The following is a 25,889-nucleotide window of genomic DNA, read 5'->3' as shown; positions in this document are numbered from 1 at the left end:
TAAGTGCTCGGTCAACTACCCAGTGGCATCAGTTGGTGGAAGTGCACCGTGCTGTCCAAATCGGCACCGCTCGGCAGAGCCACCCCGCCTGGGCCCGCCATCGCGCAAGGAGATGCGCCCCGTGATCAACTCCTGCCCTCCCTCCTGCCTCCCCAAGGGCAACGACCGCTACGACGCCGTGAACTACACCCCGTACCCGAGCAACATCTCCCGCGCCCGCAGACACGTCGCCCAACTCGCCGCCGACTGGGGCCACCCCGACATCGCCGGCGACGCGGCGCTGCTGGCAAGCGAGTTGTGCACGAACGCCCTGCTCCACGGGTGTTTACGGGACCGCCTGTTCCGCGTCGAAACGTCGCTGACCGGCAACGCGCTGCGCGTCGCCGTGACCGACCCGAGGGGCGAGCGGCTCCCGCACCCCCACACGCCCGTCGCGGATGACCAGTTCGGCCGCGGCCTCCTCATCGTCCGCACGCTCGCGAACCGCTGGGCCGTGGAGAAACTCACCGTCGGCAAGACCGTCTGGGCGGAGATGGACATGCCAGGAGGTCTCGACGCGTAGCTTGCTGGGCCGTCTGCGAAGGTGGCGCGGCGGTATCTCGGCGGTACGGCTGTCTGACCCCGTCGACGGATCGGGATCCCTGGATCATCCCCTCGCCTCTCCAGGCGCGGACCTCGGCGGCCGCTCGGGGCCGGGTCGGCAGGGAGTGGTGTCCAGGCGTCCTTGCGCATGATCTTGCTCAGGTCTGTGGGACCGTAGGGCACGGGAATGGGCTCGGACACCCCGAGCGTTCCCCTATGGGAGTTCGCGGGCAGCCCCGGCGGACTGGATCGAGAGAGGGTCGGCGGCCCGTATCAAGGGCTCGCGTCGATCCGTCGTCACGGGCCGTCACCGTAGTCGGCCGTCGTCCCGGTTGCGGCAGTCGGCCTTAGGTCCGGATGCGGCTCGGGCAGGGTGTGAATACCGTCTGCCTCAAGATCCCATCGTCCGGAAAGACGGGCGAGCTTACCCATCCCCCCTGAAACCTATGCGTCGCGTGGCCAAGTTTCTTCCCCTAACGGGCTGAAGTTTTGTTGATCGTGGGTCAGTTGGCCACCCCGTCGCCCTACCCTTCAAAGGGTGAACCAATTGATGTCCCGAGAGTATGAGGCCGATGTCCCCGGGGGAGCAGCGCTCCCCGGCGCCCTGTCCGACGCCCTGCGTGCCGAGCTGATCGCGTTCCGTCGCGACATGCACATGCACCCGGAGCTGGGCAACCAGGAGTTCCGCACCACCGCGGCACTCAAGGCACGCCTGGAGCAGGCGGGCCTCAAGCCCCGCGTGCTCGACATCGGGACCGGGCTCATCTGTGACATCGGGCTCGACGCCGGTGAAGGCGCCGGTGAAGGCGACGGTGAAGGCGACGGGGAAGGCGACGGGGACGGGGAACGGGCCGGCGTACGGACGGGCGTACGGGACGGTGCGGTCGACGGCGGACGCGGCATGCTCGCCCTGCGCGCCGACATCGACGCGCTGCCCATCCCGGACACGAAGAGTGACTGCGCGTACCGCTCGACCGTGCCCGGCCGCGCGCACGCCTGCGGCCACGACGTGCACACGACCGTCGTCCTCGGCGCCGGGCTCGTCCTCGCCGAGCTGCACCGCCAGGGGCTCCTGCCGCATCCCGTACGACTGATCTTCCAGCCCGCCGAAGAGGTCCTGCCCGGGGGCGCGCCCGACGCCATCGAGTCCGGAGTGCTGGACGGCGTGGGGCGGATCATCGGCGTGCACTGCGACCCGAAGGTCGACGCCGGGCGGATCGGACTGCGCCACGGTCCCATCACCTCCGCCTGCGACCGGCTGGAAGTCTCACTCGACGGCGCCGGCGGCCACACCGCGCGCCCCCACCTCACCACCGACCTCGTCACCGCCGCCGCGCGCGTCGTCACCGACGTGCCGTCCCTCGTGGCTCGGCGTGTGGACGCCCGCAGCGGGCTCGCGGTGACCTGGGGACGGATCGAGTCCGGGCACGCCTGCAACGTCATCCCGCAGCACGCCGAGCTCTCCGGGACCGTGCGCTGCCTCGACCTCGACGCCTGGCGGCAGGCGCCCGACCTGGTGCACGCGGCCATCGACGAGATCGCGAACCTGTACCGCGCCAAGTCCGAGATCAACTACATCCGGGGCGTCCCGCCGGTCGTCAACGACCCGGCGGTCACGGAGCTCCTCCATGAGGCCATGACCTCGCGGCGCGGCCCGCACTCCGTCGAGGACACCGAGCAGAGCCTCGGCGGCGAGGACTTCTCCTGGTACCTGGAGCACGTGCCCGGCGCCATGGCCCGCCTCGGCGTCCGTACGCCGGGTGAGCGCACCACCCGTGACCTGCACCGCGGCGACTTCGACGCGGACGAGTCGGCCATCACGGTCGGAGTTGAGCTCTTCACCGCGGCGGCCCTGCTGGACGCGATCCGCTAGGCCCTGTCGCAGATGGCGCACAAGTGACGTAGGGGCGCTCTGAAGGTCGACCAGGGCGATACGGTCATCGCCCTGGTCGATGCCCCGATCGGCACCCCTTCGTCCGCTTGCGTCACCCGGTCGTAACGGCTGGCGCGTAAACGTAACCCGGTGGCGGCACGGTTCGATAACGGCCACGAGAAACACCGTTCCCCTCCCCTTCTACGCGCGTTACTGTGCGCCGAAATCGCTGCGTCGGCGGCGTGTTGGGGAAGCGGACCGGCGACGGCCGTGGGGATGAAGGGTGCTTGCTGTGCGTCTGATGTCTCGGAGGACCAGGTTCTCCCAAGCAGCGGTGGCCGTCTCGGTCATCGCCCTCGCGGCGGTCGGTTGTGGCAAGTCGAGCACCGACGCGAACAGCGACTCGAACAAGAGCTCGTCCAAGGGCTCGTCGGGCTACACCGGGAAGGGCATCGGTCTCGCGTACGACATCGGCGGCAAGGGCGACCAGTCCTTCAACGACGCCGCGTTCGCCGGGTTCCAGAAGGCCGAGACCGAGTTCAAGATCAGCGGCCGGGACCTCGAGCCGACCGACGGTGAGTCGGACGCCGACAAGGTGCAGCGCCTGGAGCAGCTCGCCAAGACCGGCTACAACCCGGTGATCGGCGTCGGCTTCGCCTACGCGCCGGCCATCAAGACGGTCGCCGCGAAGTACCCGAAGATCACCTTCGGCATCATCGACGACGAGCAGGACAAGGCGGCCAACGTCGCCGACATGGTCTTCTCCGAGGAGCAGTCCTCCTACCTGGCGGGCGTGGCCGCGGCCAAGGCGACCAAGAAGAACCACATCGGCTTCATCGGCGGCGTGGACATCCCTCTCATCCACAAGTTCGAGGCGGGCTTCGACCAGGGCGCGAAGTCGGTCAACCCGAGCATCAAGATCGAGTCGCAGTACCTGACGCAGACCCCCGCCGAGGGCGGCTTCTCCAGCCCCGACAAGGGCAAGGACGCGGCGGCCGGCCAGATCGAGAAGGGCGCCGACGTGGTCTACCACGCGGCGGGCCTGTCCGGTCAGGGCGTGATCTCCGAGGCCGCCTCCAAGAAGGTGTGGGCCATCGGCGTCGACTCCGACCAGTACGCGCAGTCGGCCCTCGCCAAGTACAAGGACTACATCCTCGGCTCGGCGCTGAAGAACGTCGGCGGCGCGGTCTACAACCTGGTGAAGTCGGTCGTGGACGGCAAGCCCCTCACGGGCGTCGTGCGCGGTGACCTGAAGTCCGGCGGCGTCGGCTTCGCGGACACCAACCCGAAGTACAAGGCCATGACGGACGTCGTCGCGGCTGTGGACAAGGCCAAGCAGGACATCGTCGACGGCAAGGTCACCGTCAACACGAAGTAACTCCGTCGGTCAGGCGGAGCAACTCCGTCGGTCAGGCAGATATCAACGACGCCCCGCCCCCGGACGCGCCCCCACGGGCACGCCGGGGGCGGGGCGCTGTCACGACACGGACGCGGCCACGACCGGCGTACGCCGGGCCGAGGGTGGTTTCCGGGGCTCTCCCGCACCCCCGCACCCCACCCCCCTCCCGCACCCCCGCACCACCGCTCAGCCCCCTCCCCCTTTGCCTCCCGCATGCGCCCCGCCGCATTCCGTAATCTGCACGGCATCTGCGGCCACAGGTCGGTAACGGACCGGACGGAAGGGGTTTTCCGTCTGGTCTACGCGCGTTACGCTGCGGCGGAACCAGCGCCTGGTTTGGGCGCTTGCACAAAGGAGTCTCGTTCCATGCGCCGGGTGTCCCGAATCACAGTTGCGGGCGTTGCGACCGCTACCCTCGCCGTTGCTCTCTCCGCCTGTGGCGGAACGTCCAGCGACGCCACCAGCTCCAGCTCCAGCGGCGGCAAGACCAAGGGTCTCGCCCTCGCCTACGACGTCGGCGGCAAGGGTGACCAGTCCTTCAATGATGCCGCCACCGTCGGCATGACGAAGGCCGACCAGGAGTTCGGCTACACCTCGCAGGCCGTCGAGCCGACCGATGGTGAGTCGGACGCCGACAAGGTGCAGCGCCTCGAGCAGCTCGCCAAGCAGGGCTACAACCCGGTGATCGGCGTCGGCTTCGCCTACGCGCCGGCCGTCAAGGAGGTCGCGGCGAAGTACCCGAAGATCACCTTCGGCATCATCGACGACGAGCAGGACAAGGCGGCCAACGTCGCCGACCTGGTCTTCCACGAGGAGCAGGCCTCCTACCTCGCGGGTGTCGCCGCCGCCAAGACCACCAAGTCGAACACCGTCGGCTTCATCGGCGGCGTGGACGTCCCGCTGATCCACAAGTTCGAGGCGGGCTTCAAGCAGGGCGTCACCGACACCAAGAAGGGTGTCAAGGTCAAGTCGCAGTACCTGACCGAGACCGCCGCCGAGGGCGGCTTCTCCAGCCCGGACAAGGGTGCGAGCGCCGCGCAGGGCCAGATCGACGCCGGCGCCGACGTCGTCTACGCCGCCGCGGGTCTGTCCGGCCAGGGTGTCATCCAGACCGCGGCCAAGGACAAGGTCTGGGCCATCGGCGTGGACTCCGACCAGTACAAGCAGGACGCGCTGGCGAAGTACAAGGACGCCATCCTGACCTCGGCCATGAAGGACGTCGCCGGGGCCGTGTACAACCTGGCGAAGTCGGTGCACGACGGCAAGCCGGAGACTGGCGTCGTCCGCGCCAGCCTCGCCACCGGCGGTGTCAGCCTCGCCGACTCCAACCCGGTGTTCAAGAACAACGCCGACCTGCAGGCCGCGCTGAAGAAGGCCGAGGCGGGCATCAAGGACGGCTCGATCACGGTCAAGACCTCCTGAACGCGCTCATGACTCCCGGCCAAGGTCAAGACGTCATCACCGGGCGATAAACACTCGTCATCACCGGACGTCGAAACCATGGCCAAGGCAACGCTGTAATGGCAGCGTTACGGCCACGGAACGGGGTGTGGGGAGGATGACCTTCCCGCGCCCCGTTCGCGCGGCAGAATGCTCGGACCGGACCTGGCCGAATCAGATCGAGAACGCGATCGAACCCGATCGAGATCGACATCGAATCGAGTCCGGCCAGTCCGGGCACTATTTAAAGCAGGGGCGCTACGCGCGTAGATAGGCCCCTTTCTCAAGGAGAGTGCGCCATCGACGCGTCCAGCAGCCCTCCGCTCACCGCGCAGTCGACCGCGGTCGAGCTGGTGGGTATCACCAAGCGCTTCCCGGGTGTGGTGGCCAACCACGACATCCACCTGACGGTTCGCAAGGGCACGGTCCACGCCCTCGTCGGCGAGAACGGTGCCGGCAAGTCGACGCTGATGAAGATCCTCTACGGCATGCAGAAGCCGGACGAGGGCACGATCGCCGTCGACGGTGAGCAGGTCGGCTTCTCGTCGCCCGCCGACGCCATCGTGCGCGGCATCGGCATGGTCCATCAGCACTTCATGCTCGCCGACAACCTCACCGTCCTGGAGAACGTCGTCCTGGGCAGCGAGAAGCTGTACGGCATCGGTGGCGGCGCCCGTAAGAAGATCAAGGAGATCTCCGACCGGTACGGGCTGAACGTGCGCCCGGACGTCCTGGTCGAGAGCCTCGGTGTCGCCGAGCGCCAGCGCATCGAGATCCTCAAGGTCCTCTACCGCGGCGCCCGCATCCTGATCCTGGACGAGCCCACCGCCGTACTGGTGCCGCAGGAGGTCGACGCACTCTTCGACAACCTGCGCGAGCTCAAGTCCGAGGGTCTGGCCGTCATCTTCATCTCGCACAAGCTGGGCGAGGTCCTGTCGGTCGCCGACGAGATCACGGTCATCCGGCGCGGTACGACGGTCGGCACGGCCGTCCCCTCCGAGACGACCCCCCGCCAGCTCGCCGAGATGATGGTCGGCAGCGAGCTCCCGACCCCGGAGACCGCGGAGTCCACCGTCACGGACAAGCCGGTCATCCAGGTGACGGGCCTCACGGTCTACGCCAGCGGTGCCCCCTCCCTCGGCGAGCTCGCCGAGCCGACGGGCGCCGGTCTGCTCACCGAGGACACGGCCGAGACCGCCGCCGCGGTGCGCCGCGTCCTCGACGACGTCACCTTCACCATCCACGCCGGTGAGGTGATGGGCATCGCCGGCGTCGAGGGCAACGGCCAGACCGAGCTCATCGACGCTCTGATCGGCCTCAAGCACGCGGACGCGGGAGCCATCAGCTTCCTCGGCGACGAGATCACGGGGTGGGCCACCCGCAAGCGCCGCGAGAAGGGCATCGGGTACATCCCCGAGGACCGTCACCGCCACGGCCTGCTGCTGGAGTCCCCGCTCTGGGAGAACCGCATCCTCGGCCATGTCACCGAGGCCCCCAACGCGAAGGGCTTCTGGCTCGACATCAAGGGCGCCCAGGAGGACACCAGGCGGATCGTCAAGGAGTACGACGTCCGCACCCCCGGCATCGACGTCACCGCCGCCTCGCTCTCCGGCGGCAACCAGCAGAAGCTGATCGTCGGCCGCGAGATGAGCCACAAGCCGCGCTTCCTGATCGCCGCCCACCCCACCCGCGGTGTGGACGTCGGCGCGCAGGCCGCGATCTGGGACCAGATCCGCGAGGCCCGCCGCGAGGGCCTGGCCGTGCTGCTGATCTCGGCCGACCTGGACGAGCTGATCGGTCTGTCGGACACCCTGCGGGTGATCTACAACGGCAGGCTCGTGGCGGACGCCGACCCGGCGACCATCACCCCGGAGGAACTCGGCTCGGCCATGACCGGCGCCGCCTCCGGACACCTGGAGCACGTAGCGGAAAGCGCCGCCCCGGAGGACGAGGCCCGATGAAGAAGTTCGACAAGGAGCGCGTGCTCCTCGCGGTGGCCGGCCCGGTCATCGCGCTCGTCGCGGCGGTCGCCCTGACGTCGATCGTGCTGCTCGCCTCGGGCAAGAGCCCGTTCGAGCCGTACTCGCTGATGCTCGAACAGGCGACGTACTCCGACATCCAGGTGCTGATCCTCAACCAGGCCTCGATGTACTACATCGCCGCGCTGGCGGTGGCCATCGGCTTCCGGATGAATCTGTTCAACATCGGCGTCGACGGCCAGTACCGCCTCGGCGCGATGATGACCGCGGTGGTCGGCGCGCACCTCGCGCTGCCGTCCTTCCTGCAGATCCCGGTGCTGATGCTGGTCGCCATGCTCACCGGCGCCATGTGGGCCGGTATCGCGGGCGTCCTGAAGGTCACCCGGGGCGTCAGCGAGGTCGTCGCGACGATCATGCTGAACGCGATCGCCACCAGCGTCATCGGCTACCTCACCCTCTCCGACAAGTTCGGTGTGCAGCTCGGCAACAACATGACGACCGGCGTCATGAAGAAGTCCGGCTGGTTCCCCGGCATCAACCTCGGCGCGAACGTGGGCGAGATCTACGGCCTGGTCTTCCTCGCGATCCTCATGGGCGTCCTGTACTGGCTCGTCCTCAACCGCACCCGCTTCGGCTTCGACCTGCGCGCCACCGGCGCCTCCGAGACCGCTGCCGCGGCCTCCGGCGTCGACGCCAAGCGGATGGTGCTCACCGCGATGCTGATCTCCGGCGCGGTCGCGGGCCTCTCCGGCCTGCCGCTGCTGCTCGGCGACGCCCACACCTACAGCCTGACCTTCCCGACCGGACTGGGCTTCACCGCCATCACCATCGCCCTGCTCGGTCGCAACAGCCCCGTCGGCATCGCCTTCGCCTCCCTCTTGATCGCCTTCCTCGACAAGGCGTCCCCCGCTCTCGACTACGCGACGCCGGTGGCGTACGAGAAGGAGATCGCCACGATCATGCAGGGCCTGATCGTCTTCGCGGTCGTCATCTCCTACGAGGCCGTACGCGTCTGGGGCCTGCGCCGCCAGCAGAAGCGGGTCGGTGAGGAACTGGCCGCGGCCGCCGCCAACAACAACTCCCCGAAGGAGGTGGCTGCCCGATGAGCACCGCGACCGTCGCCAAGCCGCAGGCGCAGCAGCCCGGCAAGGGCAGCCGCCGATTCTCGCTCCCCGTACTCCTGCTGATCATCGCGGGCGTACTGATCCTGACCTCGGTCGTCCGCCTGATCACCGGCGCGGACGGCATCACCTCCACCGGACAGATGTCCACGGCGCTGCGCCTCGCGGTGCCGATCGGACTCGCGGGCCTCGGCGGTCTGTGGGCCGAGCGCGCGGGCGTCGTCAACATCGGCCTCGAGGGCATGATGATCCTCGGCACCTGGTTCGGTGCCTGGGCCGGCTACCAGTGGGGCCCGTGGACCGGTGTCGCCTTCGGCATCATCGGCGGCTGCCTCGGCGGCATCCTGCACGCCATCGCCACGGTGACCTTCAACGTCAACCACATCGTCTCCGGTGTGGCCGTCAACATCCTGGCGCTCGGCACCACGCGCTATCTGTCGAAGTTCACCTTCGAGGGCGCCCCGCAGGGCTCCTCCAAGCAGTCGCCCCCGGTCGACTCGCTCGGCACGTTCTCCATCCCAGGGTTGTCCAGCGGACTGGACACGCTCAACCACAAGGGCTGGTTCCTGATCTCGGACATCGCCGGTCTGCTCGCGGGTCTGATCACCGACCTGTCGCCGCTCACCGTCGTCGCGGTCGCCCTCGTACCGATCACGTGGTGGGTGCTGTGGCGCACGGCCTTCGGCCTGCGGCTGCGCTCGTGCGGTGAGAACCCGGTGGCCGCCGAGTCCCTCGGCGTCAACGTCTACAAGTACAAGTACATCGCCGTGATCATCTCGGGCGGCTTCGCCGGCCTCGGCGGCGCGTTCCTGTCGATCGTGGCGTCCAACGTGTACCTGGACGGTCAGACCGCCGGCCGCGGTTACATCGGTCTCGCCGCGATGATCTTCGGCAACTGGATGCCGGGTGGCCTGGCCCTCGGCGCGGGCCTGTTCGGTTACACCGACAGCCTCAACCTGCGCGGCGGCGGTACGAACGTCCACGCGCTGATCCTGCTGCTGGCGATCCTGCTGGTGTTCGGCGCGGCCTACCTGGTGTGGAAGAAGCGCTACACCCCCGCCGTCATCACCGCCGTGATCTCGGCGCTGATGTTCGTCTGGTACACCTCCACCAACGAGGTGCCCAAGCAGGTCGTGACCGCGACGCCGTACATCGTGACGCTGCTCGTGCTCTCGCTGTCCGCGCAGCATCTGCGGATGCCGAAGGCGGACGGCATGCCGTACCGGAGAGGACAGGGCAAGTGACGTCCGCCGGCGCCGGGTCCACGGCCGTCGACTGGGAGGCCCTGCGGGAACTCGCGCGGGACGCCATGTCCCGGGCGTACGCCCCCTACTCGGGCTACCCGGTCGGTGTCGCGGCGCTCGTCGACGACGGCCGGACCGTCACCGGCTGCAACGTCGAGAACGCCTCGTACGGGCTCGGCCTGTGCGCCGAGTGCGGTCTGATCTCCCAGTTGCAGAACACCGGGGGCGGTCGGCTGACGCACTTCACCTGCGTCGACGGACACGGCGCGATCCTGGTGCCCTGCGGGCGCTGCCGCCAGCTGCTCTACGAGTTCGGCGGGTCCGATCTGCTCCTGGAGACCCCGGCCGGAATCCTGCCGCTCTCCGAGATGCTGCCGCAGGCCTTCGGGCCGGAGAATCTCACCAAGTAACGCCTGCGCGGCCCCTCCCGACGACCGGACGATGAACGACCGGTCGGGAGGGGCCGCGGATTTTCGGAAGTCTTCGGAAGGAAAGCCATGGCCATGGACGCCGTCTCCGTCATCCGCACCAAGCGGGACCGCGCCGAGCTCAGCGACGCGCAGATCGACTGGGTCATCGACGCGTACACCCGCGGCGAGGTCGCCGACTACCAGATGGCCGCCCTCAACATGGCGATCCTGCTCAACGGCATGAACCGTCGCGAGATCGCCCGCTGGACCGCGGCGATGATCGCCTCCGGCGAGCGCATGGAGTTCTCCTCCCTCTCGCGCCCGACCGCCGACAAGCACTCCACGGGCGGTGTCGGCGACAAGATCACGCTCCCGCTGGCGCCGCTGGTGGCGGCCTGCGGTGCGGCGGTCCCGCAGCTGTCCGGACGCGGCCTCGGCCACACCGGCGGCACGCTGGACAAGCTGGAGTCGATCCCCGGCTGGCGCGCCCTGCTGTCGAACGAGGAGATGCTGCACGTCCTCGACACGACCGGCGCCGTGATCTGCGCGGCGGGCGACGGCCTGGCCCCCGCCGACAAGAAGCTGTACGCGCTGCGCGACGTGACCGGCACGGTCGAGGCGATCCCGCTGATCGCCTCCTCCATCATGTCGAAGAAGATCGCGGAGGGCACGGGCTCGCTGGTCCTGGACGTGAAGGTCGGCACCGGCGCCTTCATGAAGACCATCGAGGACGCCCGCGAACTCGCCTCCACGATGGTCGGCCTGGGCACCGACCACGGTGTGAAGACGGTCGCCCTCCTGACCGACATGTCGACCCCGCTCGGCCTGACGGCGGGCAACGCGCTCGAAGTACGGGAGTCGGTGGAGGTCCTGGCGGGCGGCGGTCCGGCCGACGTCGTCGAGCTGACCCTCGCCCTGGCCCGCGAGATGCTCGACGCGGCGGGCATCAAGGACGCCGACCCGGCGAAGGCCCTCGCGGACGGCTCCGCGATGGACGTCTGGCGCCGCATGATCGCCGCGCAGGGCGGCGACCCGGACGCCGCGCTCCCCACCTCCCGGGAGCAGCATGTCGTGACGGCCCCGTCCTCCGGTGTCCTGACCCGCCTGGACGCCTACGACATCGGCATCGCCGCCTGGCGCCTGGGCGCCGGCCGCGCCCGCAAGGAGGACCCGGTGCAGGCCGCCGCAGGCGTCGAACTCCACGCCAAGCCCGGCGACACCGTCACCGCGGGCCAGCCGCTGCTGACCCTCCACACCGACACCCCCGAGCGCTTCGAGTACGCCCTGGAGTCGGTCGAGGGTTCCTACGACATCGCGGCCGCGGGCACGGACTTCAAGGCCACGCCGGTCGTGCTGGAACGTATCGCCTGACCTGCGCTTTCCTCGTACGGGTGAACGGGATCGGTGGACGTCCACCGATCCCGTTCGGCATGCTGGACTCGGTGACGCACCGATTGGAGACCGCCATGACCGCACTCACCGTCGACCACGACCCCGAGCAGAACTGGGACGACCTCGTCCGGTTCTGGGAGGAGATGGAGTGGCCGGAGGGCAGCAAGGTGGAGATCATCGAGGGGATCGTCACCGTGTCACCCGCTCCCGCATACCACCACAACGTGATCGCAGCGCGAATCCACCGCCGCCTGCTCTCCGGCATCCCCGAAGACTGGGAGGTCTTTCAAACCCTGGCCGTCGCAGTGCCCTCCCGGCGGGGCATGCTGATCCCCGACCTGGTCGTAGCGCCTGTGGTCGACGGGGAAGGCCTGAGCAGTCACATCCCTGCGGGCATGGCGGAACTCGTCGTCGAAGTCACCTCGAAGTCCAACGCCGTGCATGACCGCGTCAGTAAGCCCGCCGCCTACGCCGCCGGAGGCATCCCCCTCTACCTGCTCGTCGACCGATGGGCGGCCGGCGGCCCGACGGTGACGCTGTACGGCGAACCGACGGGCGACGTCTACCGCGTCCTGCACGCCGGAAAGTTCGGCGACGTGATCACCCTGCCGGAGCCCTTCGACCTCACCCTCGACACCAGCGTGTTCCCGGTCGACTGACATACCCGAGGGGTGGCGCCCAGTTTTTTGTGCGCCGCCCCCTCTCGCACGCTCGTCCGCCCGCCGTCAGCCGAGCACCGCCGCGATCACCACCAGCACCGGCACCGACAGGATCGTCGACAGCAGGATCGACTCGCGGGCCAGCGTCTCGCTGACCCGGTAGCGCGAGGCGTACGTGAAGAGGTTCTGGGCGGCGGGCAGCGCCGAGGTGACCACGACGTCGAGCAGGGGCGCCCCGTGCAGCCCGAACACGCCGACGGCCAGCGCCCAGGCTGCCAGCGGCTGGCCCACCGACTTCAGCGCGACGGACAGCAGCACCGGGTGCCGGTCCGGGCCACGGCCGGGCAGCGTGCTGCCGCACAGCGAGATACCGAACGCCAGCAGCACCGCGGGCACCGACATGTTGCCGATCAGCGTGAGCGGGTCCATGACCGGTCCCGGCAACGTCAGACCGGTCGCCGACACCGCGACCCCGCTCAGCGAGCCGACCGCGATGGGGTTGCGCAGGGGAGTGATCAGCCGCTGCCACAGGGGGCCCTTCTCGCCGTCCCCCGACAGATCGAGGACCGTGAGGGCGATGGGCGTGACCATGATCTGCTGGAAGAGCAGCACGGGCGCGACGAGCGAGGCGTCACCCAGCACGTACACCGCGATCGGGATGCCGAGGTTTCCCGAGTTGACGTAACTGGAGCACAGCGCGCCGATCGTCGTCCGGCCCACGCCCCAGCCGCGTACAGCCCCGATCGCGACGAAGACGCCGGCCGCCGCGGCCGTGCTCATCGCCGTCACCAGGAGCCGGCTGGAGAAGATCACCGACAGGTCGGCCCGGGCGAGCGTGGTGAACAGCAGCGCGGGGGAGGCCACATGGAAGGCGAGCTTCGTCAGCACCTCCCGCCCGTTGTCCCCGAGATAGCCGCGCCGTCCGATGACGTACCCGACCCCGATGACGACGGCGATGACCGCGAAGCCCGTCAGCACCCCCTGCACGGCGCCCCCTTCGAGTGGAGAAGGCCGTGGGGTATCGCGGGAGGCACTGATTCATGGGGCATACACCCAACCCTCTGGGGAGGGAGGGGCGCAGGTCAATGTGATCCTGTCGGGCGCGCGCCTTGAACGGGTCTGCTCTCCCCGATGAGTTCCGTGCCCCCGGCCGGTCTACTGACCGTGGACGCCACGACACCCGCCGTACTCGTGCTGCCCGGCCCCCTCACCCGTGACCAGGTGCCGAGCCTCTGCGACGACGTGCGAGCACGGTTGGAGTCGACCGCGGCCGGGGTCGTCGTCTGCGACGTCGCGGGGCTCGGCCCACCCGGCCTGGCCACCGTCGACGTCCTGGCCAGGATGCAGCTCGCCGCCCGCCGGGCCGGGGGCCGTATCCGCCTGCGCGCCGCGGCCCCACCCCTCCTCCTGCTTCTCGAACTAGTCGGACTCCGCTTCGAGGTGGAGGGGGAGGCCGAAGAGCGGGAACCAGCGCTTGGTGTCGAGGAAACAGTGGAAACCGGTGATGCGGCCGTCTGAGATCTCCAGGGCCTGGATCGCCCAGGCACTGAAGCCGCCCTCCTCCGGATCCGGCTTGTAGTGCGCGAATCCCGGCAGACCGTTCACCGCGACCGGCAGCAGGCGCGAACCCGCGCAGGAGGCGCCGAGGGTCGTCATGAAACCGGTGATGTCGCCCGTGCCGCGCAGCCACAGGTCGAACGGCGGCATCGTCATGATCGCGTCCTCGTGGAGCAGCGCGGTCAGGGCCGTCATGTCGTACCCCTCGAACGCGGCCACATAGCGCTCGAGCAGCTTCCGCTGCTCCTCGTCGAGCGGGTCGCAGACGGCGGCGGCCTCGGCGCTGTCGCTCTCCGCGAGGGTCGCGCGGGCCCGCTGCAGCGCGCTGTTGACCGAGGCGACCGTCGTCCCGAGCAGTTCGGCGACCTCGCTCGCCTTCCAGGCGAGGACCTCGCGCAGGATGAGCACGGCGCGTTGCTTGGGCGGCAGCTGCTGCAGGGCGGCCATGAAGGCGAGGCGCACCGACTCCTTGGCCACCGCGGCCTCGGCCGGGTCACTGACCGTGGGCAGCACGCGCGCGTCGGGCATCGGCTCCAGCCAGGTGTTGTCCGGGCGCGGGACGAGCGCCGCCTGGGCCAGGGGTGAGGGACCGCTCAGATCCATCGGACGAGCCCTCCGGTTGCCCGCGTTCAGCATGTCGAGGCACACGTTGGTGGCGATCCGGTACAGCCAGGACCGCATCGAGGAACGGCCCTCGAACTTGTCGTAGCTCCGCCAGGCGCGGACCATCGTGTCCTGCACCGCGTCCTCGGCCTCGAAGGAGGAGCCGAGCATCCGATAGCAGTACCCGGTCAGCTCGACCCGGTGCTTCTCCAGCCGCACGTCCAGGTCTGTGGTCGTCGCACCGTCGCTCATAGCCAACCCGCCCCTGTGGCCGTTCCCGTCGCGCCGTCGCCTCGCTGCGCCGGCACTTCGGAAGCTACCGCAGCCCACTGACAATGACCCCCGGAGTGGGAAAAAGCGGGGCTCAGACCAATTGCTTCACGGACATGAGCAGATGCCGGTACGCATCGCCCGTTTCGGCTCCGGCTCCGGCCCCGCTGAGCAGCGCCCGCTGCCCGGGTCCCAGCAGCTCCAGCCGTACCCGCGGCTCCTCGAAGGAGTTCAGGGCGTCCAGCAGATACGCCGGGTTGAAGGCGACCGAGATCTCCGCGGTGCCGGTCAGCGCCGCGGGCAGCCGCTGCGAGGCCACGTCGTCGGCGTATCCGGCGCGCAGCAGAACGGATCCCTCGCCGTCACCGGTGAAGTCCAGCCGTACGGGACTGTTCACCTCGGCGACGACGGCGACGCGCCGCACGGCCTCCGCCAGCGCCTCGCGCTCCACCTCCGCGACCGCGGCGTCGGCCACCGAGAACAGCGAGCCGTGCCGCGGCAGCCGCCCCTCCATCAGCCGCACCGCCGTCCGCATGGGCCCGCCCTCGAAGCCGATCATCCCACCGCCCGCGGGATCGAGCCCGATGCGCACGTCACCGGAGCGGGCCAGCGAACGGGCGATCTCGTGCAGCCGACGCGCGGGCAGCAGGACCTCCACGACGCTGTCGAGGGGGGCCTCGGGACTCCAGGCCAGGGTGCGCACGGCGTACCGGTAGCGGTCCGACGCGGAGAGGGTCATTTCCCCGCCGGACAGCCGCAGCTGCACGCCGGTGAGGACGGGCAGCGTGTCGTCGCGCCCGGCCGCGACGGCGACCTGGGCCACGGCGGTCGCGAACGCGGCGGCGTCCACGCTGCCGCACGGCTCGGGTCGCACCGGGAGCGCCGGGTACTCGTCCTTGGGCAGCGTCGACAGACCGAACCGGGTGCCACCCGCTTCCACCGTGAACCGGGTCCCCTCCAGCGCGCAGCTCACCTGACCCGGCGGCAGCACCCGGCAGATGTCCAGCAGTCGGCGCCCCAGCACGAGGATCCGACCGCCGGCCCCCGTCTCGACATCGATCTCGATCCGCGCCGCCGTTTCGAAGTCGAACCCCGAGATGCCCAGCCGCTGCGGCCCGGCCTCCAGAAGCAGCCCACCCAGCACCGGTACCGGCGAGCGGGTGGGCAGGGTGCGGGCCGCCCAGGCCACCGCCTCGGCGAGGTCGTCGCGATCGGCACGGAACTCCATGAAAGATCCCCCTGTTCGGGCCAGTTGACCGGGTGGAGGCTAGGTGCCACCACTGACAACGGGGTCCGACCAGGGGGAACGTGGGAGCGGCTGGGACGCTCAGTGCGCCAGGGCCGGCTCGCGTCGGGCCTGGGTGCGGGCCGCGTGGGAGCCGAACACCGTGATCGTGACGACGCCGAGGACCGCGAACAGGCCGAGCGTCACCGTTCCGGCCCAACCGCCCGCGTGGAAGGCGATCGCGCCGAGCGTGCTGCCCGCGCTGGAGCCGATGTAGTACGCGGACTGGTAAAGGGCGGATGCCTGGGCGCGGCCCTGCTTGGCGGTGTGGCTGACCGACGAGGACGCCACCGCGTGGCCCGCGAAGAAGCCCGCGGTGATCAGCACCAGGCCGAGCAGGACGAGGGGCAGGGAGTCGACCAGGGAGAGGAGCAGGCCGGAGGTCGTGGTGCCGCCCGCCAGGTAGAGGGAGCCGCGCCGCCCCAGGCGGGCGACCAGCCTGCCCGCCGTGGACGCCGACACCGTACCGACCAGATACACCAGGAAGATCGAGCCGATGATGCCCTGGGGGAGGGAGAACGGGGCCTCGGTCAGGCGATAGCCGATCACCGTGTAGACCCCGCCGAACACCATCATGAACAGCGCGCCGATCGCGTACAGCCGACGCAGCAGCGGGTTCGCGAGGTGGTCACGGACCGTACGGGCCAGTACCCCCGGCCGCAGCGAGCCGGGCGTGAAGTGCTTCGGCGCGGGCAGCAGCAGCCGGAAGGCGACCGCACAGGCCACCGCGATGATCCCGATCGTGGCGACGGCCACCCGCCAGCCCCACTCCTGCGCGACCCAGCCGGTGATGACCCGGCCGCTCATCCCGCCGACGCTGTTGCCCGCCACGAAGAGGCCGATCGCCGTGATCAGGGCCTTGGGGCGGACCTCCTCCGCCAGATAGGCCGTCGCGGAGGCCGGAAGGCCCGCCAGCGCAGCGCCCTGCACCGCCCGCAGCACGACCAGGGCGCCGATCGACGGGGCGAAGGGGACCAGGAGGCCGACCGTCACCGCGACCGCCAGCGACGCCGTCATCAACGTACGCCGTCCGAACCGCTCCGACAGCGCACTCATGGGGAGGACGAACAGTGCCAGCGCACCCGTCGCCGCCGACACCGTCCAGCTCGCCTCGCTCGCGCTGACCCCGAAGTCCGTGGAGACGAGGGGGAGGAGGGCCTGCGTGGAATAGAGGAGCGCGAAGGTCGCCACACCCGCGAGGAAGAGCGCGAAGCTCATCCGACGGTAGCCGGGCCCACCCGGGGTGAGACGGGAATCGACGGTGGCGGCGGAGGACGTGACGGAGGAGGTGGCGGCCACGGTGGTGGACGCCCCGGTACTGGCGGAAGGCATGCTTCGAAACTAAAGAAGCGCCGCTCATCCGTCCAATGCATGGAATCGCCATAATCGTTCCCATGGCGCATCAGCAGAGGTCACAGGCTCACCTGTCACCGTCCAGTGACACAGAAGACAGCGCGGGCATGTCGAGGGTGCTCGCCCCGCGCCTGGCGTACTTCGCCGGGGTCGCCCGCACCGAGCACGTCACGCGTGCCGCGCAGGAGATGCGGGTCCCCCAGTCGACCCTTTCGCGGGCCATGGTCCGGCTCGAACAGGACCTGGGTGTCGACCTGTTCGCACGCCGGGGCCGCACGGTCTCCCTCACCCCCGCGGGCCGCACGTTCCTCTCTTCAGTTGAACGGGCCCTCGCCGAGATCGAGCGCGCCGCCGAGGAGGTGCGCGCGGACGCCGACCCGGCCACCGGCAAGGTCGCGTTCGGCTTCCTGCACACCATGGGGTCGGAGACCGTCCCCGGCCTGATCCGCGCCTTCCGCGCCGATCACCCGCGGGTCCGCTTCAGCCTCGTGCAGAACTACGGCGAGGCGATGCTGGAGGGGCTGCGCTCGGGCGAGCTGGACCTGTGCCTCACCTCGCCGGTGCCGGACGCGCCCGACCTGGTGGGCCGCCTCCTCGACGAACAGAAGCTGAGGCTCGTCGTCCCGGCCGACCACCGCCTCGCCGCCCGCAAACGCATCCGCCTCGCCGAGGCCGCCGAGGAGACCTTCGTGACCCTCGAACCCGGCTACGGCATGCGCCGCATCACCGACGACCTCTGCCAGGAGGCCGGCTTCAAGCCCCGGATCGCCTTCGAGGGCGAGGAGGCCGAGACCCTGCGGGGCCTGGTGGCCGCCGGCCTCGGAGTTGCCCTCCTGCCGCCGCCGGCCGTGGCCCGCCCAGGAGTCGTAGAACTGACGGTCACGGCCCCGCGAGCGGTTCGCGAGATCGGCGTGGCCTGGCTGGACGGCCACCCGGACACGCCGCCGGTGGCAGCCTTCAAGAGGTTCCTACTGTCACGAAGGGGACGGCTCCTTCCTGACTGACGGCACGAGCAGTGCCGCTGTCTCAGGGGCGCGGGGCTCTGACATATGCGGCTCCGCCGCGTGGGCGCGACCAGCCCCCACAAGCCCGCAGCCGGCGAACGACCTATCGGCGCAACGCCTTCCCGAAGCCGGAGGCAAGCGGCATCCGCAACCCCAACGGCGGCGGCGCGGCCAACGCGTCCTCCAGAGGGCGCGACACCCCGTGTCCGAACAACGCCCCCATCACGAAGTCCTCCGCCAGCGCGTGCACTTCGGACCGGTACTGGTGCAACCCGTGCCCGTCGGAGTGGACCTCGAACCGGCAGATGTCCCGGTTGGACTTCTTGGCCCGTGCCGCGAGCCGGAAGGACAACTCCGGGTCGGTGCGCTCGTCGTTGGTGCCGTGCACGATCAGCACGCGCCGTCCGGTGAGCTGCTTCACCGGTTCGCGTGGCGCCGCCACATCGTCCTCGGGCAGCCAGGGGGCGAGCGCCAGAACGGAGTTCACGGCGCTGTGCCCGGCCGCACGCAGCGCCGCCCGCCCTCCCATGCCCACTCCGGCGAGGCACACAGGCACGTCTCCGTAGCGGCGTATCACCTCGTCGGCGGCCCAGGACGCGTCGCCGGCGAGATGCGCCTCGCCGCCGTTCCAGCCGCGGAAGCGGTAGTGCACGACGTGGGTGGCCAGGCCTTCCGTACGTCCCGCGCGCATGAGGCGGCGCCCGAGCGCGCGTACGGAGGCGGTCGCCAACATCGGGGACGGTCTGCGCGAGGAGACCTCGTCGCCGCCCGGGAGCAGCAGAACCACGCCGCTGACCCCCGTCGGCTCCGGGCCGATCGCCCTCCCCAGCCGGGCCCTGCGAACCGGCGTCGCTTGCTGTGCCATGACAGAACAGTGTCAGAAGTGACGGTGTACGCCACCCGTCCGCCGGGTCACCGTTACGTATCGACGGACGGCACGACAGGAGATCTACGCGCGTAGGGGCTACAGTGCGAAAATGACGAGCCAGATCCAGAACACCCCGAGCTCGGAACAGATCCGCCGGGCACCCAAGGTCCTGCTGCACGATCACCTCGACGGGGGCCTGCGTCCCGGGACGATCGTCGAACTCGCCCAGGAATCCGGCTACTCCGGGCTCCCCGAGACCGACCCCGACAAACTCGGCGTCTGGTTCCGCGAGGCTGCCGACTCCGGGTCGCTGGAACGGTACCTGGAGACCTTCGCCCACACCTGTGCCGTCATGCAGACGCGTGAGGCGCTGGTGCGGGTCGCCGCCGAGTGCGCCGAGGACCTCGCCGAGGACGGGGTCGTCTACGCCGAGGTGCGCTACGCGCCCGAACAGCACCTGGAGTCCGGGCTCACCCTCGAAGAGGTCGTCGAGGCGGTCAACGAGGGCTTCCGGAAAGGCGAGCGACTCGCCCGGGAGAACGGCCACCGCATCCGGGTGGGCGCCCTGCTCACCGCCATGCGGCATGCGGCCCGCGCCCTGGAGATCGCCGAACTGGCCAACCGGTACCGCGACTTGGGAGTGGTGGGCTTCGACATCGCGGGCGCCGAGGCCGGCTTCCCGCCCACCCGTCACCTCGACGCCTTCGAGTACCTCAAGCGCGAGAACAACCACTTCACCATCCACGCCGGCGAGGCCTTCGGGCTTCCTTCCATCTGGCAGGCGCTCCAGTGGTGCGGCGCGGACCGGCTCGGCCACGGCGTGCGGATCATCGACGACATCCAGGTCGCGGCGGACGGGTCGGTGAAGCTCGGACGGCTGGCCTCGTACGTCCGTGACAAGCGCGTCCCGCTGGAACTGTGCCCCAGCTCCAACCTCCAGACCGGTGCCGCCGACTCCTACGCCGAGCACCCGATCGGTCTGCTGCGGCGCCTGCACTTCCGGGCGACCGTGAACACGGACAATCGGCTCATGTCAGGGACGAGCATGTCGCGCGAATTCGAGCACCTGGTCGACGCGTTCGGTTATTCGCTCGACGACATGCAGTGGTTCTCTGTCAATGCTATGAAGTCAGCATTCATTCCTTTCGATGAACGGCTGGCGATGATCAATGACGTGATCAAGCCCGGATATGCAGAACTCAAGTCCGAATGGCTGTTCCAGCAGACCGCCTCCACCAGTGGTTCCCTGGGGTAACAGGGCTGATCGGAGGAGCGAAAAGCGGCCGGGTCTTCACTTGTTCTCCATGACTCGGCTGCTTTTCGATGTTTGCGGACGGTGGCTCTGCGTGTTTACGTTTTTGGACCGCTCACATCCCCGTCACACGGATCCAAGGACGCATTCAATATGAAGCAGTCTGCTGCCAAGACCCTCGGCGTCGCCGCTCTCGGTGCCGCATTCGCCGCCGTCGGCGCGGGCGCCGCGAACGCCGCCCCGGCCGTGCCGGACGCCTCCCAGGCGCTGGACACCGTCACCCGGACGCTGCCCGCGCAGAACGTCGCGGCGGCGCTCCCGGGTGCGGGGGAAGCGGTCACCCAGGGGCAGGGAGCGCTCGGCGCGGGGGCGGCCGCGGCCCAGCCCGCCGTTGCGAAGCTCCTCGCCGACGGACCGGCGGCGCCGGTGGCCGGACTGCTCGGCGGACTGCCGCTTCAGGGCCTGCCGACGCACGGTCTGCCGCTGAACGGGCTGCCGCTCGGCTGACACCTTCCGCTTGGCTCGGCCTTCGCCTGTACGAACGCCGGTGGGGCGCACCCCGATGAGGGTGCGCCCCACACGTGTGCCGGGGCCTACCAGGCCGTGCGGGCCTTGTCCTCGGAGGGGAACAGGATCCACAGCGCTATGTAGAGCAGGAACTGCGGGCCCGGGAGCAGGCAGGAAAGAACGAAGATCACACGCATCGTGGTCGCGGAGGTGCCGAAGCGCCGCGCCAGCGCTGCGCACACTCCGCCGATCATACGGCCGTTGGTGGGGCGGGCAAGGGCGGTCATGCTGGCTCCTTCGTGAACCGTGGCTGGATGCCGGGATGTTGGGGCACCGAGGTCTTCCTCGATGTCTCCAACGCTACGGTGACGAAGCGGGCGAAGCGTCGCTCTACGGGGCGATACCGACCCTGGGAATCGTCGGGGTCCGACCCTGAACCGTGTCCTCCCGGGGGAGGGTCGCGCGGCGCCGGGTCTCGGCCCGGCGGCGGAGCCTGGGCCTGGCGACCGGCACGATCGCGAGGTGGGCCAGGGCGACACCGACCGTGTTGAGCAGCAGGGAGTCCACGTCCACGACCTGGCCGGGAACGCCGGTCTGCAGGAGTTCGATTCCCAGCGAGAGCAGGGCGCCGGCGGCGACCGTGTGGACGAGGGAGCCGAGCGGGGACGCGGTCAGCCTGCCGCCGGCCATGGGGAGCAGGACGCCGAGGGGGGCGAGCAGGCCGAGGCCCTCGCCTATCCGGCGGGCGGCTTCCGCCGGGCCGAGCGCGAGGTCGGCTCTGATGCCGGCGAACGGGCGGAAGTTGGCGGGGCTCACCCAGGGGACGTCCAGAGGGCGCAGCGTGATCCAGGCGACGAGCGCGAGATGTGCGACGAGGAGGAGAGCTCCTGCCGCACGGACGCGGGTCACGGCGCTGCCGCCGCCTTCGCCTTGACGTTGCACGCCTCCCAAGACGCTGGGGTCGGCAGGATCGGTTCCGGGTTATTGGTGAGCTTGGGGCTGGGGGGTGAGGGATGCGCCACAAGTACGGCGTGGAACGGGGGCGAGGAAACAGTTGCGCGAACGGTTACGCGGTGGAGACCGTTGTGGACGGGGGGGACTTGGCGGTGGGGTTGGCCCGGACGTCGGTGGGGCACTCGTAGCGGCGCAGCGGGGCGGTGTCGGGGCCGCCGAGGATGACCGAACCGTCGTCCTGCGCGGCGGCGGAGTCGGAGAAGGTGCAGATGATCTGGGCGAGGGCCGCGGGGGTCAGGTCCTGGGGCGGAGTGCTGAGGCGGAGCGCGTCCTCGGGGTCCTTGCGCCGGGGCCCGCTCACCGTCATCCCGCCACGCACGTCGGTCGTGTAGCCGGCCTGCTGCTCGGGCGTGGAGGGCGTCTCGGCGAGCTCGTCGAGAAGCCCCTGCGCCACCAGAACCCGCCGCGCACCCTCCGCCGTACCGTCGGGAATCCGCACGGACCGGTCGACCGTCACCAGTTGCCCGGAGCAGAGCAGGAAGACCTGGACCGGGATGCCACCGGACGTCTGGGTGGTGATGTCCGGGCCGGACATCGCGCACGGGACCCGGGACGGCGCGGGGCCGAAGTCCGTCGGGACCTGGGTGGAGCGGATACCGCAGCCCGCGAGCAGGACGGCGAGGAGAGGGAGGGAGAGGGAGGCGAGAGGCGTCCGTCGGCGCCCCTCTCGGCCTCGTACCACGGTCGTCATCCGGCGTTGCCCTCCGTACCGTTCCCGTTGCGCCCTCGCTCGTCGTCGGCGAGCAGCTCCGACGCGTCCTGCGGGAGGCGGAGCGTGAAGACGGCGCCTCCCTTGGGCGAGTTGGCCGCGGTGATCTCGCCGCCGTGGATGTGCGCGTTCTCCAGGGCGATGGAGAGGCCGAGACCGCTGCCCTCGGAGCGGGGGCGGGAGGCGCTCGCCTTGTAGAAGCGGTCGAAGACGTGCGGGAGGACGTCCTCGGGGATGCCGGGCCCGTGGTCCTGGACCTCGATGAGGAGGTCGTCGGCCTCTTCGCGGACCGAGACACGGACCGGGCTGCCGCCGTGCTTGAGCGCGTTGCCGATGAGGTTCGCCAGGATCACGTCCAGGCGTCGCGGGTCGAGACGCGCCATGATGCCGCGCTCGGCGTCCAGGTCGACGGCGTCCAGCCAGGCGCGTGCGTCTATGCACGCGGTGATCTGGTCGGCGATGTCCACGTCGTCGAGGACCAGCCGGGCGGTGCCCGCGTCGAAACGGGTGACCTCCATGAGGTTCTCGACGAGGTCGTTGAGGCGGCGGGTCTCGCTGACGACCAGCCGGACGGCCGGTTCGATCATCGGGTCGACGCTGCCCGTCTCCGCGTCCAGTTCCTCTTCCAGGATCTCCGTCACGGCGGTGATCGCGGTGAGCGGCGTACGGAGTTCGTGGGACATGTCCGCGACGAAACGGCGGGACGCCTCGTCGCGGGCGCTCATGTCCGCGACGCGTTTCTCGAGAGCCTCCGCCGTGTGGTTGAACGTGCGGGAGAGGTCCGCGAGCTCGTCCGTGCCCGAGACGCGCAGCCGGGTGTCGAGCTTGCCCTCGCCCAGACGGCGGGCCGCGATACCGAGGCGGTGCACCGGCTTGAGGACGGTCGTCGCGGCGGCCTGGGCGAGCAGTGCCGAGCCGATCAGGGCCAGACCGGTCGCGATACCCAGTGACCAGGCCAGCGAGTTGAGGTCCTTGGCCTCGGGCTCCAGGGACTTGAGCATGTAGCCGGTCGTCGTCCCGTCGATCACCCTCGCGCCACCCACCAGGTACGGCTTGTCGTGGTCGGTGATGCGCTGCCAGTACAGGTGATAGGCCGACTTGTTGTTCGAGGAGAGCGGCTGCTCCTTGTTCACAGCCTTCTGGAGGGACTTGGGTACGTCGTCCAGCGTGAACGTGTCCAGCGCGGAGTTGCCGATGACGGTCTTGCCGTTGTCGTCCTGGGCGACGAGGAGCACGCTGAAGCGCTGGCTGCTGTTGGCCATCTGGCCCGCCGTGCGCTGCAGTTCGTCCTGCGCCGGATGCATCGGCAGCATGCTGGCGTGGTTGCGCATCTCCTGCTGGAAGTCGCGCAGCACCGCGTCCTGCGTACGCGTCAGCACCGCCTCGCGGTTGAGCCAGTACGCGATGCCCGACGCCGACACGGCGGCCGTGAGCGCGACGAGTCCGAACACCACGACCAGCCGCAGTCGCAGGCTCGTGAAGCGCAGCCCCGCCAGGATCGCCCTGCGCGCCGCGGCCCAGCCGCGGAGCTCGTCGTGCGGTGGCGTCACTGAGGGGTGTCCAGTCGGTAGCCGACTCCGCGGACCGTACGGATCAGGGTGGGCGAGGACGGCACGTCCTCGATCTTCGCCCGCAGCCGCTGGACACACGCGTCCACCAGCCGCGAGTCGCCCAGGTAGTCGTGCTCCCATACCAGCCGCAGCAACTGCTGGCGGGACAGGGCCTGTCCGGGCCGGCGGCTCAGTTCCAGGAGCAGGCGCAGCTCGGTGGGCGTCAGCTGCAGATCCTCGCCGTTCTTGGTGACCGTCATGGCCGACCGGTCGATGACGAGGGAACCGAACGTCGCCGAGTCGTTGGCCTCGCGCTCCCCGCGCCGGAGCACGGCCCTGATCCGGGCGTCGAGCACCCGCCCCTGCACAGGTTTGACGACATAGTCGTCGGCGCCGGACTCGAGCCCGACCACGATGTCGATGTCGTCGCTGCGCGCGGTCAGCAGAATGATCGGCAGCTGGTCTGTGCGCCGGATGCGCCGGCACACCTCGAACCCGTCGATGCCGGGCAGCATCACGTCCAGGACGATCAGATCCGGCCGCTGTTCACGCAGCAGTTTCAGACCGTCCTCGCCGGTGGCAGCGGTGGCCACCCGGTGTCCCTGGCGCGTCAAAGAGAGCTCCAGGGCCGTACGGATGGCGTCGTCGTCCTCGATCAGCAACAGGGAAGGCACGGACGTCATTCTGGCCCATGGCGAGGGAGTCTTTCGACAGTTGGAGCGCTCCCGCCCATCTCCCGCACATAAGGGGGCGCCCGAAGGGCATCCGCGTCGCCCTACCGCTCTCCTCTGAGACCTTGCTGTGATCGTGCCGTGACGCGCCTGGGGAGGGGGCCCTGTGACAGGTCTGTGACAGTCGGCGGACACGGCCATGAAGTGGCCCGGGCAAGCTTTTCGACACGAGCAAGAGAGCAAGACGGCACGACAGCACGACGGAACGAACCGAAGAACCGGAACTCCACGACGGGGGGCGCGAGATGAACACGCTGCACAGCACCAGCACTAGCGCAGTTGTCACGCGGCTCCACGACGTCAGGGGTTCGGAGAAGTCCGGTGCCGTGAGCGGGCGGGGGTGCGCTCGCGGCGCCGGGCGTCAGCACACCGCGTACATGACGGTGGTTGACGCCTTCACGGGGGAGAGCGGCGGTAACGGGGGAGCTCACGGGGGAGCCGCGTACAGGGAGGCCACGGGGGAACGTCGCTCGGTGTCGGAGGCGGAGTTCACCGCCTACGTCCAGGAGCGCCGCGCCTCCCTGTACGCAACCGCCTACCACCTGACCGGGGACCGCTTCGAGGCCGAGGACCTGCTGCAGAGCGCGCTGTTCTCGACGTACCGGGCCTGGGACCGGATCAGTGACAAGGCCGCGGTCGGGGGCTACCTCCGCCGCACCATGACCAATCTGCACATCAGCGCGTGGCGCCGCCGCAAGCTGAACGAATACCCGACCGAGGAACTGCCGGAGACCGCCGGTGACACGGACGCGATGCGCGGCACCGAGCTGCGCGCCGTGCTGTGGCAGGCGCTGGCCCGGCTGCCCGAACTCCAGCGCACGATGCTGGTCCTCCGTTACTACGAGGGCCGCACGGACCCGGAGATCGCGGAGATCCTCGACATCAGTGTCGGCACGGTGAAGTCGAGCATCTGGCGGTCGCTGCGCCGGATGCGTGAGGACGAGGTCCTCAGCTTCGGCCGTGACGAGGAGGAGTCCTTCGGGGAGCTCGTTGCCTGAAGGTCTGTGGGGGGAAGTGGGTAACAGGTAGTACGGGGGGAGCAGTACCGGGGGGAAACCAACGGGGTCGGGGGACCCCTGCGGAGCAC

25 protein-coding genes are annotated in these 25,889 nt (G+C 69.7%); 15 read left to right on the top strand and 10 right to left on the bottom strand.

From position 1 onward, the window contains the following. Nucleotides 1–121: 121 nt before the first annotated feature. The 10 genes from OG819_RS08020 (at nucleotide 122) to OG819_RS07975 (ending at nucleotide 12,099) form a co-directional block, all read left to right on the top strand. Entirely contained in the window at nucleotides 122–562 is a 441-nt protein-coding gene (locus OG819_RS08020; RefSeq protein ID WP_266627918.1) for an ATP-binding protein, read from the top strand. Nucleotides 563–1,132: 570 nt separating this feature from the next. Then, on the top strand, nucleotides 1,133–2,455 hold the full coding sequence (locus OG819_RS08015; protein WP_266648666.1) for an amidohydrolase: 1,323 nt from the start codon (nucleotides 1,133–1,135) through the stop codon (nucleotides 2,453–2,455). 301 nt (nucleotides 2,456–2,756) lie between these two features. Further along, nucleotides 2,757–3,833 carry a BMP family ABC transporter substrate-binding protein gene (locus tag OG819_RS08010; protein WP_266648664.1) on the top strand — a complete coding sequence of 359 codons (1,077 nt, stop codon included), beginning with the start codon at nucleotides 2,757–2,759 and terminating at the stop codon, nucleotides 3,831–3,833. Nucleotides 3,834–4,220: 387 nt separating this feature from the next. After that, nucleotides 4,221–5,276 carry a BMP family ABC transporter substrate-binding protein gene (locus OG819_RS08005; protein WP_266648662.1) on the top strand — a complete coding sequence of 352 codons (1,056 nt, stop codon included), beginning with the start codon at nucleotides 4,221–4,223 and terminating at the stop codon, nucleotides 5,274–5,276. 317 nt (nucleotides 5,277–5,593) lie between these two features. Then, entirely contained in the window at nucleotides 5,594–7,255 is a 1,662-nt protein-coding gene (locus OG819_RS08000; RefSeq protein ID WP_266634620.1) for an ABC transporter ATP-binding protein, read from the top strand. Then, nucleotides 7,252–8,379, top strand: a complete 1,128-nt coding sequence (locus tag OG819_RS07995) for an ABC transporter permease (protein ID WP_266648661.1) — start codon at nucleotides 7,252–7,254, stop codon at nucleotides 8,377–8,379. The genes OG819_RS08000 and OG819_RS07995 overlap by 4 nt, the downstream gene beginning before the upstream one ends. After that, entirely contained in the window at nucleotides 8,376–9,638 is a 1,263-nt protein-coding gene (locus OG819_RS07990; RefSeq protein ID WP_266627926.1) for an ABC transporter permease, read from the top strand. The genes OG819_RS07995 and OG819_RS07990 overlap by 4 nt, the downstream gene beginning before the upstream one ends. Continuing rightward, a complete protein-coding gene (locus tag OG819_RS07985; protein ID WP_266436692.1) occupies nucleotides 9,635–10,048 on the top strand; it encodes a cytidine deaminase in 414 nt (137 codons plus the stop codon). The genes OG819_RS07990 and OG819_RS07985 overlap by 4 nt, the downstream gene beginning before the upstream one ends. A gap of 87 nt (nucleotides 10,049–10,135) precedes the next feature. Further along, a complete protein-coding gene (locus OG819_RS07980) occupies nucleotides 10,136–11,419 on the top strand; it encodes a thymidine phosphorylase (RefSeq protein ID WP_266585173.1) in 1,284 nt (427 codons plus the stop codon). A gap of 95 nt (nucleotides 11,420–11,514) precedes the next feature. Beyond that, complete coding sequence (locus OG819_RS07975) at nucleotides 11,515–12,099, top strand: Uma2 family endonuclease (RefSeq protein WP_266627931.1); 585 nt, start codon at nucleotides 11,515–11,517, stop codon at nucleotides 12,097–12,099. Nucleotides 12,100–12,165: 66 nt separating this feature from the next. Here the strand turns inward: OG819_RS07975 and OG819_RS07970 are convergent, their stop codons facing one another. Continuing rightward, complete coding sequence (locus OG819_RS07970; protein WP_266648659.1) at nucleotides 12,166–13,086, bottom strand: AEC family transporter; 921 nt, start codon at nucleotides 13,084–13,086, stop codon at nucleotides 12,166–12,168. 144 nt (nucleotides 13,087–13,230) lie between these two features. On the opposite strand from OG819_RS07970, the gene OG819_RS07965 reads away from it, so the two are divergent. After that, nucleotides 13,231–13,617, top strand: a complete 387-nt coding sequence (locus tag OG819_RS07965; protein WP_266648658.1) for an STAS domain-containing protein — start codon at nucleotides 13,231–13,233, stop codon at nucleotides 13,615–13,617. Here the strand turns inward: OG819_RS07965 and OG819_RS07960 are convergent. The 3 genes from OG819_RS07960 to OG819_RS07950 form a co-directional block, all read right to left on the bottom strand. Continuing rightward, nucleotides 13,519–14,511: a sigma-70 family RNA polymerase sigma factor gene (locus OG819_RS07960; RefSeq protein ID WP_266627937.1), complete on the bottom strand. Its 993-nt coding sequence runs from the start codon at nucleotides 14,509–14,511 to the stop codon at nucleotides 13,519–13,521. The genes OG819_RS07965 and OG819_RS07960 overlap by 99 nt on opposite strands. Nucleotides 14,512–14,623: 112 nt before the next feature. Beyond that, nucleotides 14,624–15,757 (bottom strand): DNA polymerase III subunit beta, encoded by a 1,134-nt coding sequence (dnaN, locus tag OG819_RS07955; RefSeq protein WP_266648656.1) that lies wholly within the window; start codon nucleotides 15,755–15,757, stop codon nucleotides 14,624–14,626. A gap of 99 nt (nucleotides 15,758–15,856) precedes the next feature. Beyond that, nucleotides 15,857–17,146, bottom strand: coding sequence for an MFS transporter (locus OG819_RS07950; RefSeq protein ID WP_266648655.1), 1,290 nt, complete (start codon nucleotides 17,144–17,146; stop codon nucleotides 15,857–15,859). A 62-nt stretch (nucleotides 17,147–17,208) separates the two neighbouring features. Between OG819_RS07950 and OG819_RS07945 the strand changes: the two genes are divergently transcribed. Further along, entirely contained in the window at nucleotides 17,209–18,171 is a 963-nt protein-coding gene (locus OG819_RS07945; protein WP_266648654.1) for a LysR family transcriptional regulator, read from the top strand. A gap of 103 nt (nucleotides 18,172–18,274) precedes the next feature. Here the strand turns inward: OG819_RS07945 and OG819_RS07940 are convergent, their stop codons facing one another. Then, entirely contained in the window at nucleotides 18,275–19,036 is a 762-nt protein-coding gene (locus OG819_RS07940; RefSeq protein ID WP_266648652.1) for an alpha/beta hydrolase, read from the bottom strand. A gap of 112 nt (nucleotides 19,037–19,148) precedes the next feature. On the opposite strand from OG819_RS07940, the gene OG819_RS07935 reads away from it, so the two are divergent. Together OG819_RS07935 and OG819_RS07930 are read left to right on the top strand one after the other, a co-directional pair. Continuing rightward, a complete protein-coding gene (locus tag OG819_RS07935) occupies nucleotides 19,149–20,294 on the top strand; it encodes an adenosine deaminase (protein ID WP_266648650.1) in 1,146 nt (381 codons plus the stop codon). 150 nt (nucleotides 20,295–20,444) lie between these two features. Further along, the gene (locus OG819_RS07930) at nucleotides 20,445–20,798 is read left to right on the top strand and encodes an ATP-binding protein (RefSeq protein ID WP_266648648.1); all 354 of its coding nucleotides are present in this window, start codon (nucleotides 20,445–20,447) and stop codon (nucleotides 20,796–20,798) included. 86 nt (nucleotides 20,799–20,884) lie between these two features. Here the strand turns inward: OG819_RS07930 and OG819_RS07925 are convergent, their stop codons facing one another. From OG819_RS07925 to afsQ1, 5 genes are all read right to left on the bottom strand, one after another. Further along, a complete protein-coding gene (locus OG819_RS07925; RefSeq protein ID WP_054233643.1) occupies nucleotides 20,885–21,085 on the bottom strand; it encodes a PspC domain-containing protein in 201 nt (66 codons plus the stop codon). A gap of 103 nt (nucleotides 21,086–21,188) precedes the next feature. Continuing rightward, a complete protein-coding gene (locus tag OG819_RS07920; protein WP_266648647.1) occupies nucleotides 21,189–21,740 on the bottom strand; it encodes a VanZ family protein in 552 nt (183 codons plus the stop codon). Between the two features lie 124 nt (nucleotides 21,741–21,864). Beyond that, complete coding sequence (locus tag OG819_RS07915; protein ID WP_266648646.1) at nucleotides 21,865–22,503, bottom strand: hypothetical protein; 639 nt, start codon at nucleotides 22,501–22,503, stop codon at nucleotides 21,865–21,867. After that, nucleotides 22,500–24,071, bottom strand: a complete 1,572-nt coding sequence (locus tag OG819_RS07910) for a HAMP domain-containing sensor histidine kinase (RefSeq protein WP_266436668.1) — start codon at nucleotides 24,069–24,071, stop codon at nucleotides 22,500–22,502. The genes OG819_RS07915 and OG819_RS07910 overlap by 4 nt, the downstream gene beginning before the upstream one ends. Then, nucleotides 24,068–24,745 (bottom strand): two-component system response regulator AfsQ1, encoded by a 678-nt coding sequence (gene afsQ1, locus OG819_RS07905; RefSeq protein WP_266436667.1) that lies wholly within the window; start codon nucleotides 24,743–24,745, stop codon nucleotides 24,068–24,070. Before afsQ1 ends, OG819_RS07910 begins: the two co-directional genes overlap by 4 nt. 302 nt (nucleotides 24,746–25,047) lie before the next feature. Between afsQ1 and OG819_RS07900 the strand changes: the two genes are divergently transcribed. Next, on the top strand, nucleotides 25,048–25,800 hold the full coding sequence (locus OG819_RS07900; protein WP_266648645.1) for a SigE family RNA polymerase sigma factor: 753 nt from the start codon (nucleotides 25,048–25,050) through the stop codon (nucleotides 25,798–25,800). The last annotated feature ends 89 nt before the right edge of the window (nucleotides 25,801–25,889 follow it).

Origin of the sequence: Streptomyces sp. NBC_01549 (genome assembly GCF_026339955.1) — a bacterium.
GTDB lineage: Bacteria > Actinomycetota > Actinomycetes > Streptomycetales > Streptomycetaceae > Streptomyces.
The sequence above is the reverse complement of the archived record's forward strand: the minus strand, read 5'-3'. Positions and strand labels throughout refer to the sequence as shown.

What these genes read in the sequence shown, in the direction of transcription:
- OG819_RS07925 (WP_054233643.1), bottom strand. Translation starts at nt 21,085, where the DNA reads ATGACCGCCCTTGCCCGCCCCACCAACGGCCGTATGATCGGCGGAGTG.
- OG819_RS07935 (WP_266648650.1), top strand. Translation starts at nt 19,149, where the DNA reads ATGACGAGCCAGATCCAGAACACCCCGAGCTCGGAACAGATCCGCCGG.
- OG819_RS08015 (WP_266648666.1), top strand. Translation starts at nt 1,133, where the DNA reads ATGTCCCGAGAGTATGAGGCCGATGTCCCCGGGGGAGCAGCGCTCCCC.
- OG819_RS07990 (WP_266627926.1), top strand. Translation starts at nt 8,376, where the DNA reads ATGAGCACCGCGACCGTCGCCAAGCCGCAGGCGCAGCAGCCCGGCAAG.
- OG819_RS08010 (WP_266648664.1), top strand. Translation starts at nt 2,757, where the DNA reads ATGTCTCGGAGGACCAGGTTCTCCCAAGCAGCGGTGGCCGTCTCGGTC.
- OG819_RS07965 (WP_266648658.1), top strand. Translation starts at nt 13,231, where the DNA reads ATGAGTTCCGTGCCCCCGGCCGGTCTACTGACCGTGGACGCCACGACA.
- OG819_RS07930 (WP_266648648.1), top strand. Translation starts at nt 20,445, where the DNA reads ATGAAGCAGTCTGCTGCCAAGACCCTCGGCGTCGCCGCTCTCGGTGCC.
- OG819_RS07940 (WP_266648652.1), bottom strand. Translation starts at nt 19,036, where the DNA reads ATGGCACAGCAAGCGACGCCGGTTCGCAGGGCCCGGCTGGGGAGGGCG.
- OG819_RS07900 (WP_266648645.1), top strand. Translation starts at nt 25,048, where the DNA reads ATGAACACGCTGCACAGCACCAGCACTAGCGCAGTTGTCACGCGGCTC.
- OG819_RS08005 (WP_266648662.1), top strand. Translation starts at nt 4,221, where the DNA reads ATGCGCCGGGTGTCCCGAATCACAGTTGCGGGCGTTGCGACCGCTACC.
- OG819_RS07960 (WP_266627937.1), bottom strand. Translation starts at nt 14,511, where the DNA reads ATGAGCGACGGTGCGACGACCACAGACCTGGACGTGCGGCTGGAGAAG.
- OG819_RS07950 (WP_266648655.1), bottom strand. Translation starts at nt 17,146, where the DNA reads ATGCCTTCCGCCAGTACCGGGGCGTCCACCACCGTGGCCGCCACCTCC.
- OG819_RS07975 (WP_266627931.1), top strand. Translation starts at nt 11,515, where the DNA reads ATGACCGCACTCACCGTCGACCACGACCCCGAGCAGAACTGGGACGAC.
- OG819_RS07995 (WP_266648661.1), top strand. Translation starts at nt 7,252, where the DNA reads ATGAAGAAGTTCGACAAGGAGCGCGTGCTCCTCGCGGTGGCCGGCCCG.
- OG819_RS07945 (WP_266648654.1), top strand. Translation starts at nt 17,209, where the DNA reads ATGGCGCATCAGCAGAGGTCACAGGCTCACCTGTCACCGTCCAGTGAC.
- dnaN (WP_266648656.1), bottom strand. Translation starts at nt 15,757, where the DNA reads ATGGAGTTCCGTGCCGATCGCGACGACCTCGCCGAGGCGGTGGCCTGG.
- OG819_RS07915 (WP_266648646.1), bottom strand. Translation starts at nt 22,503, where the DNA reads ATGACGACCGTGGTACGAGGCCGAGAGGGGCGCCGACGGACGCCTCTC.
- OG819_RS07980 (WP_266585173.1), top strand. Translation starts at nt 10,136, where the DNA reads ATGGCCATGGACGCCGTCTCCGTCATCCGCACCAAGCGGGACCGCGCC.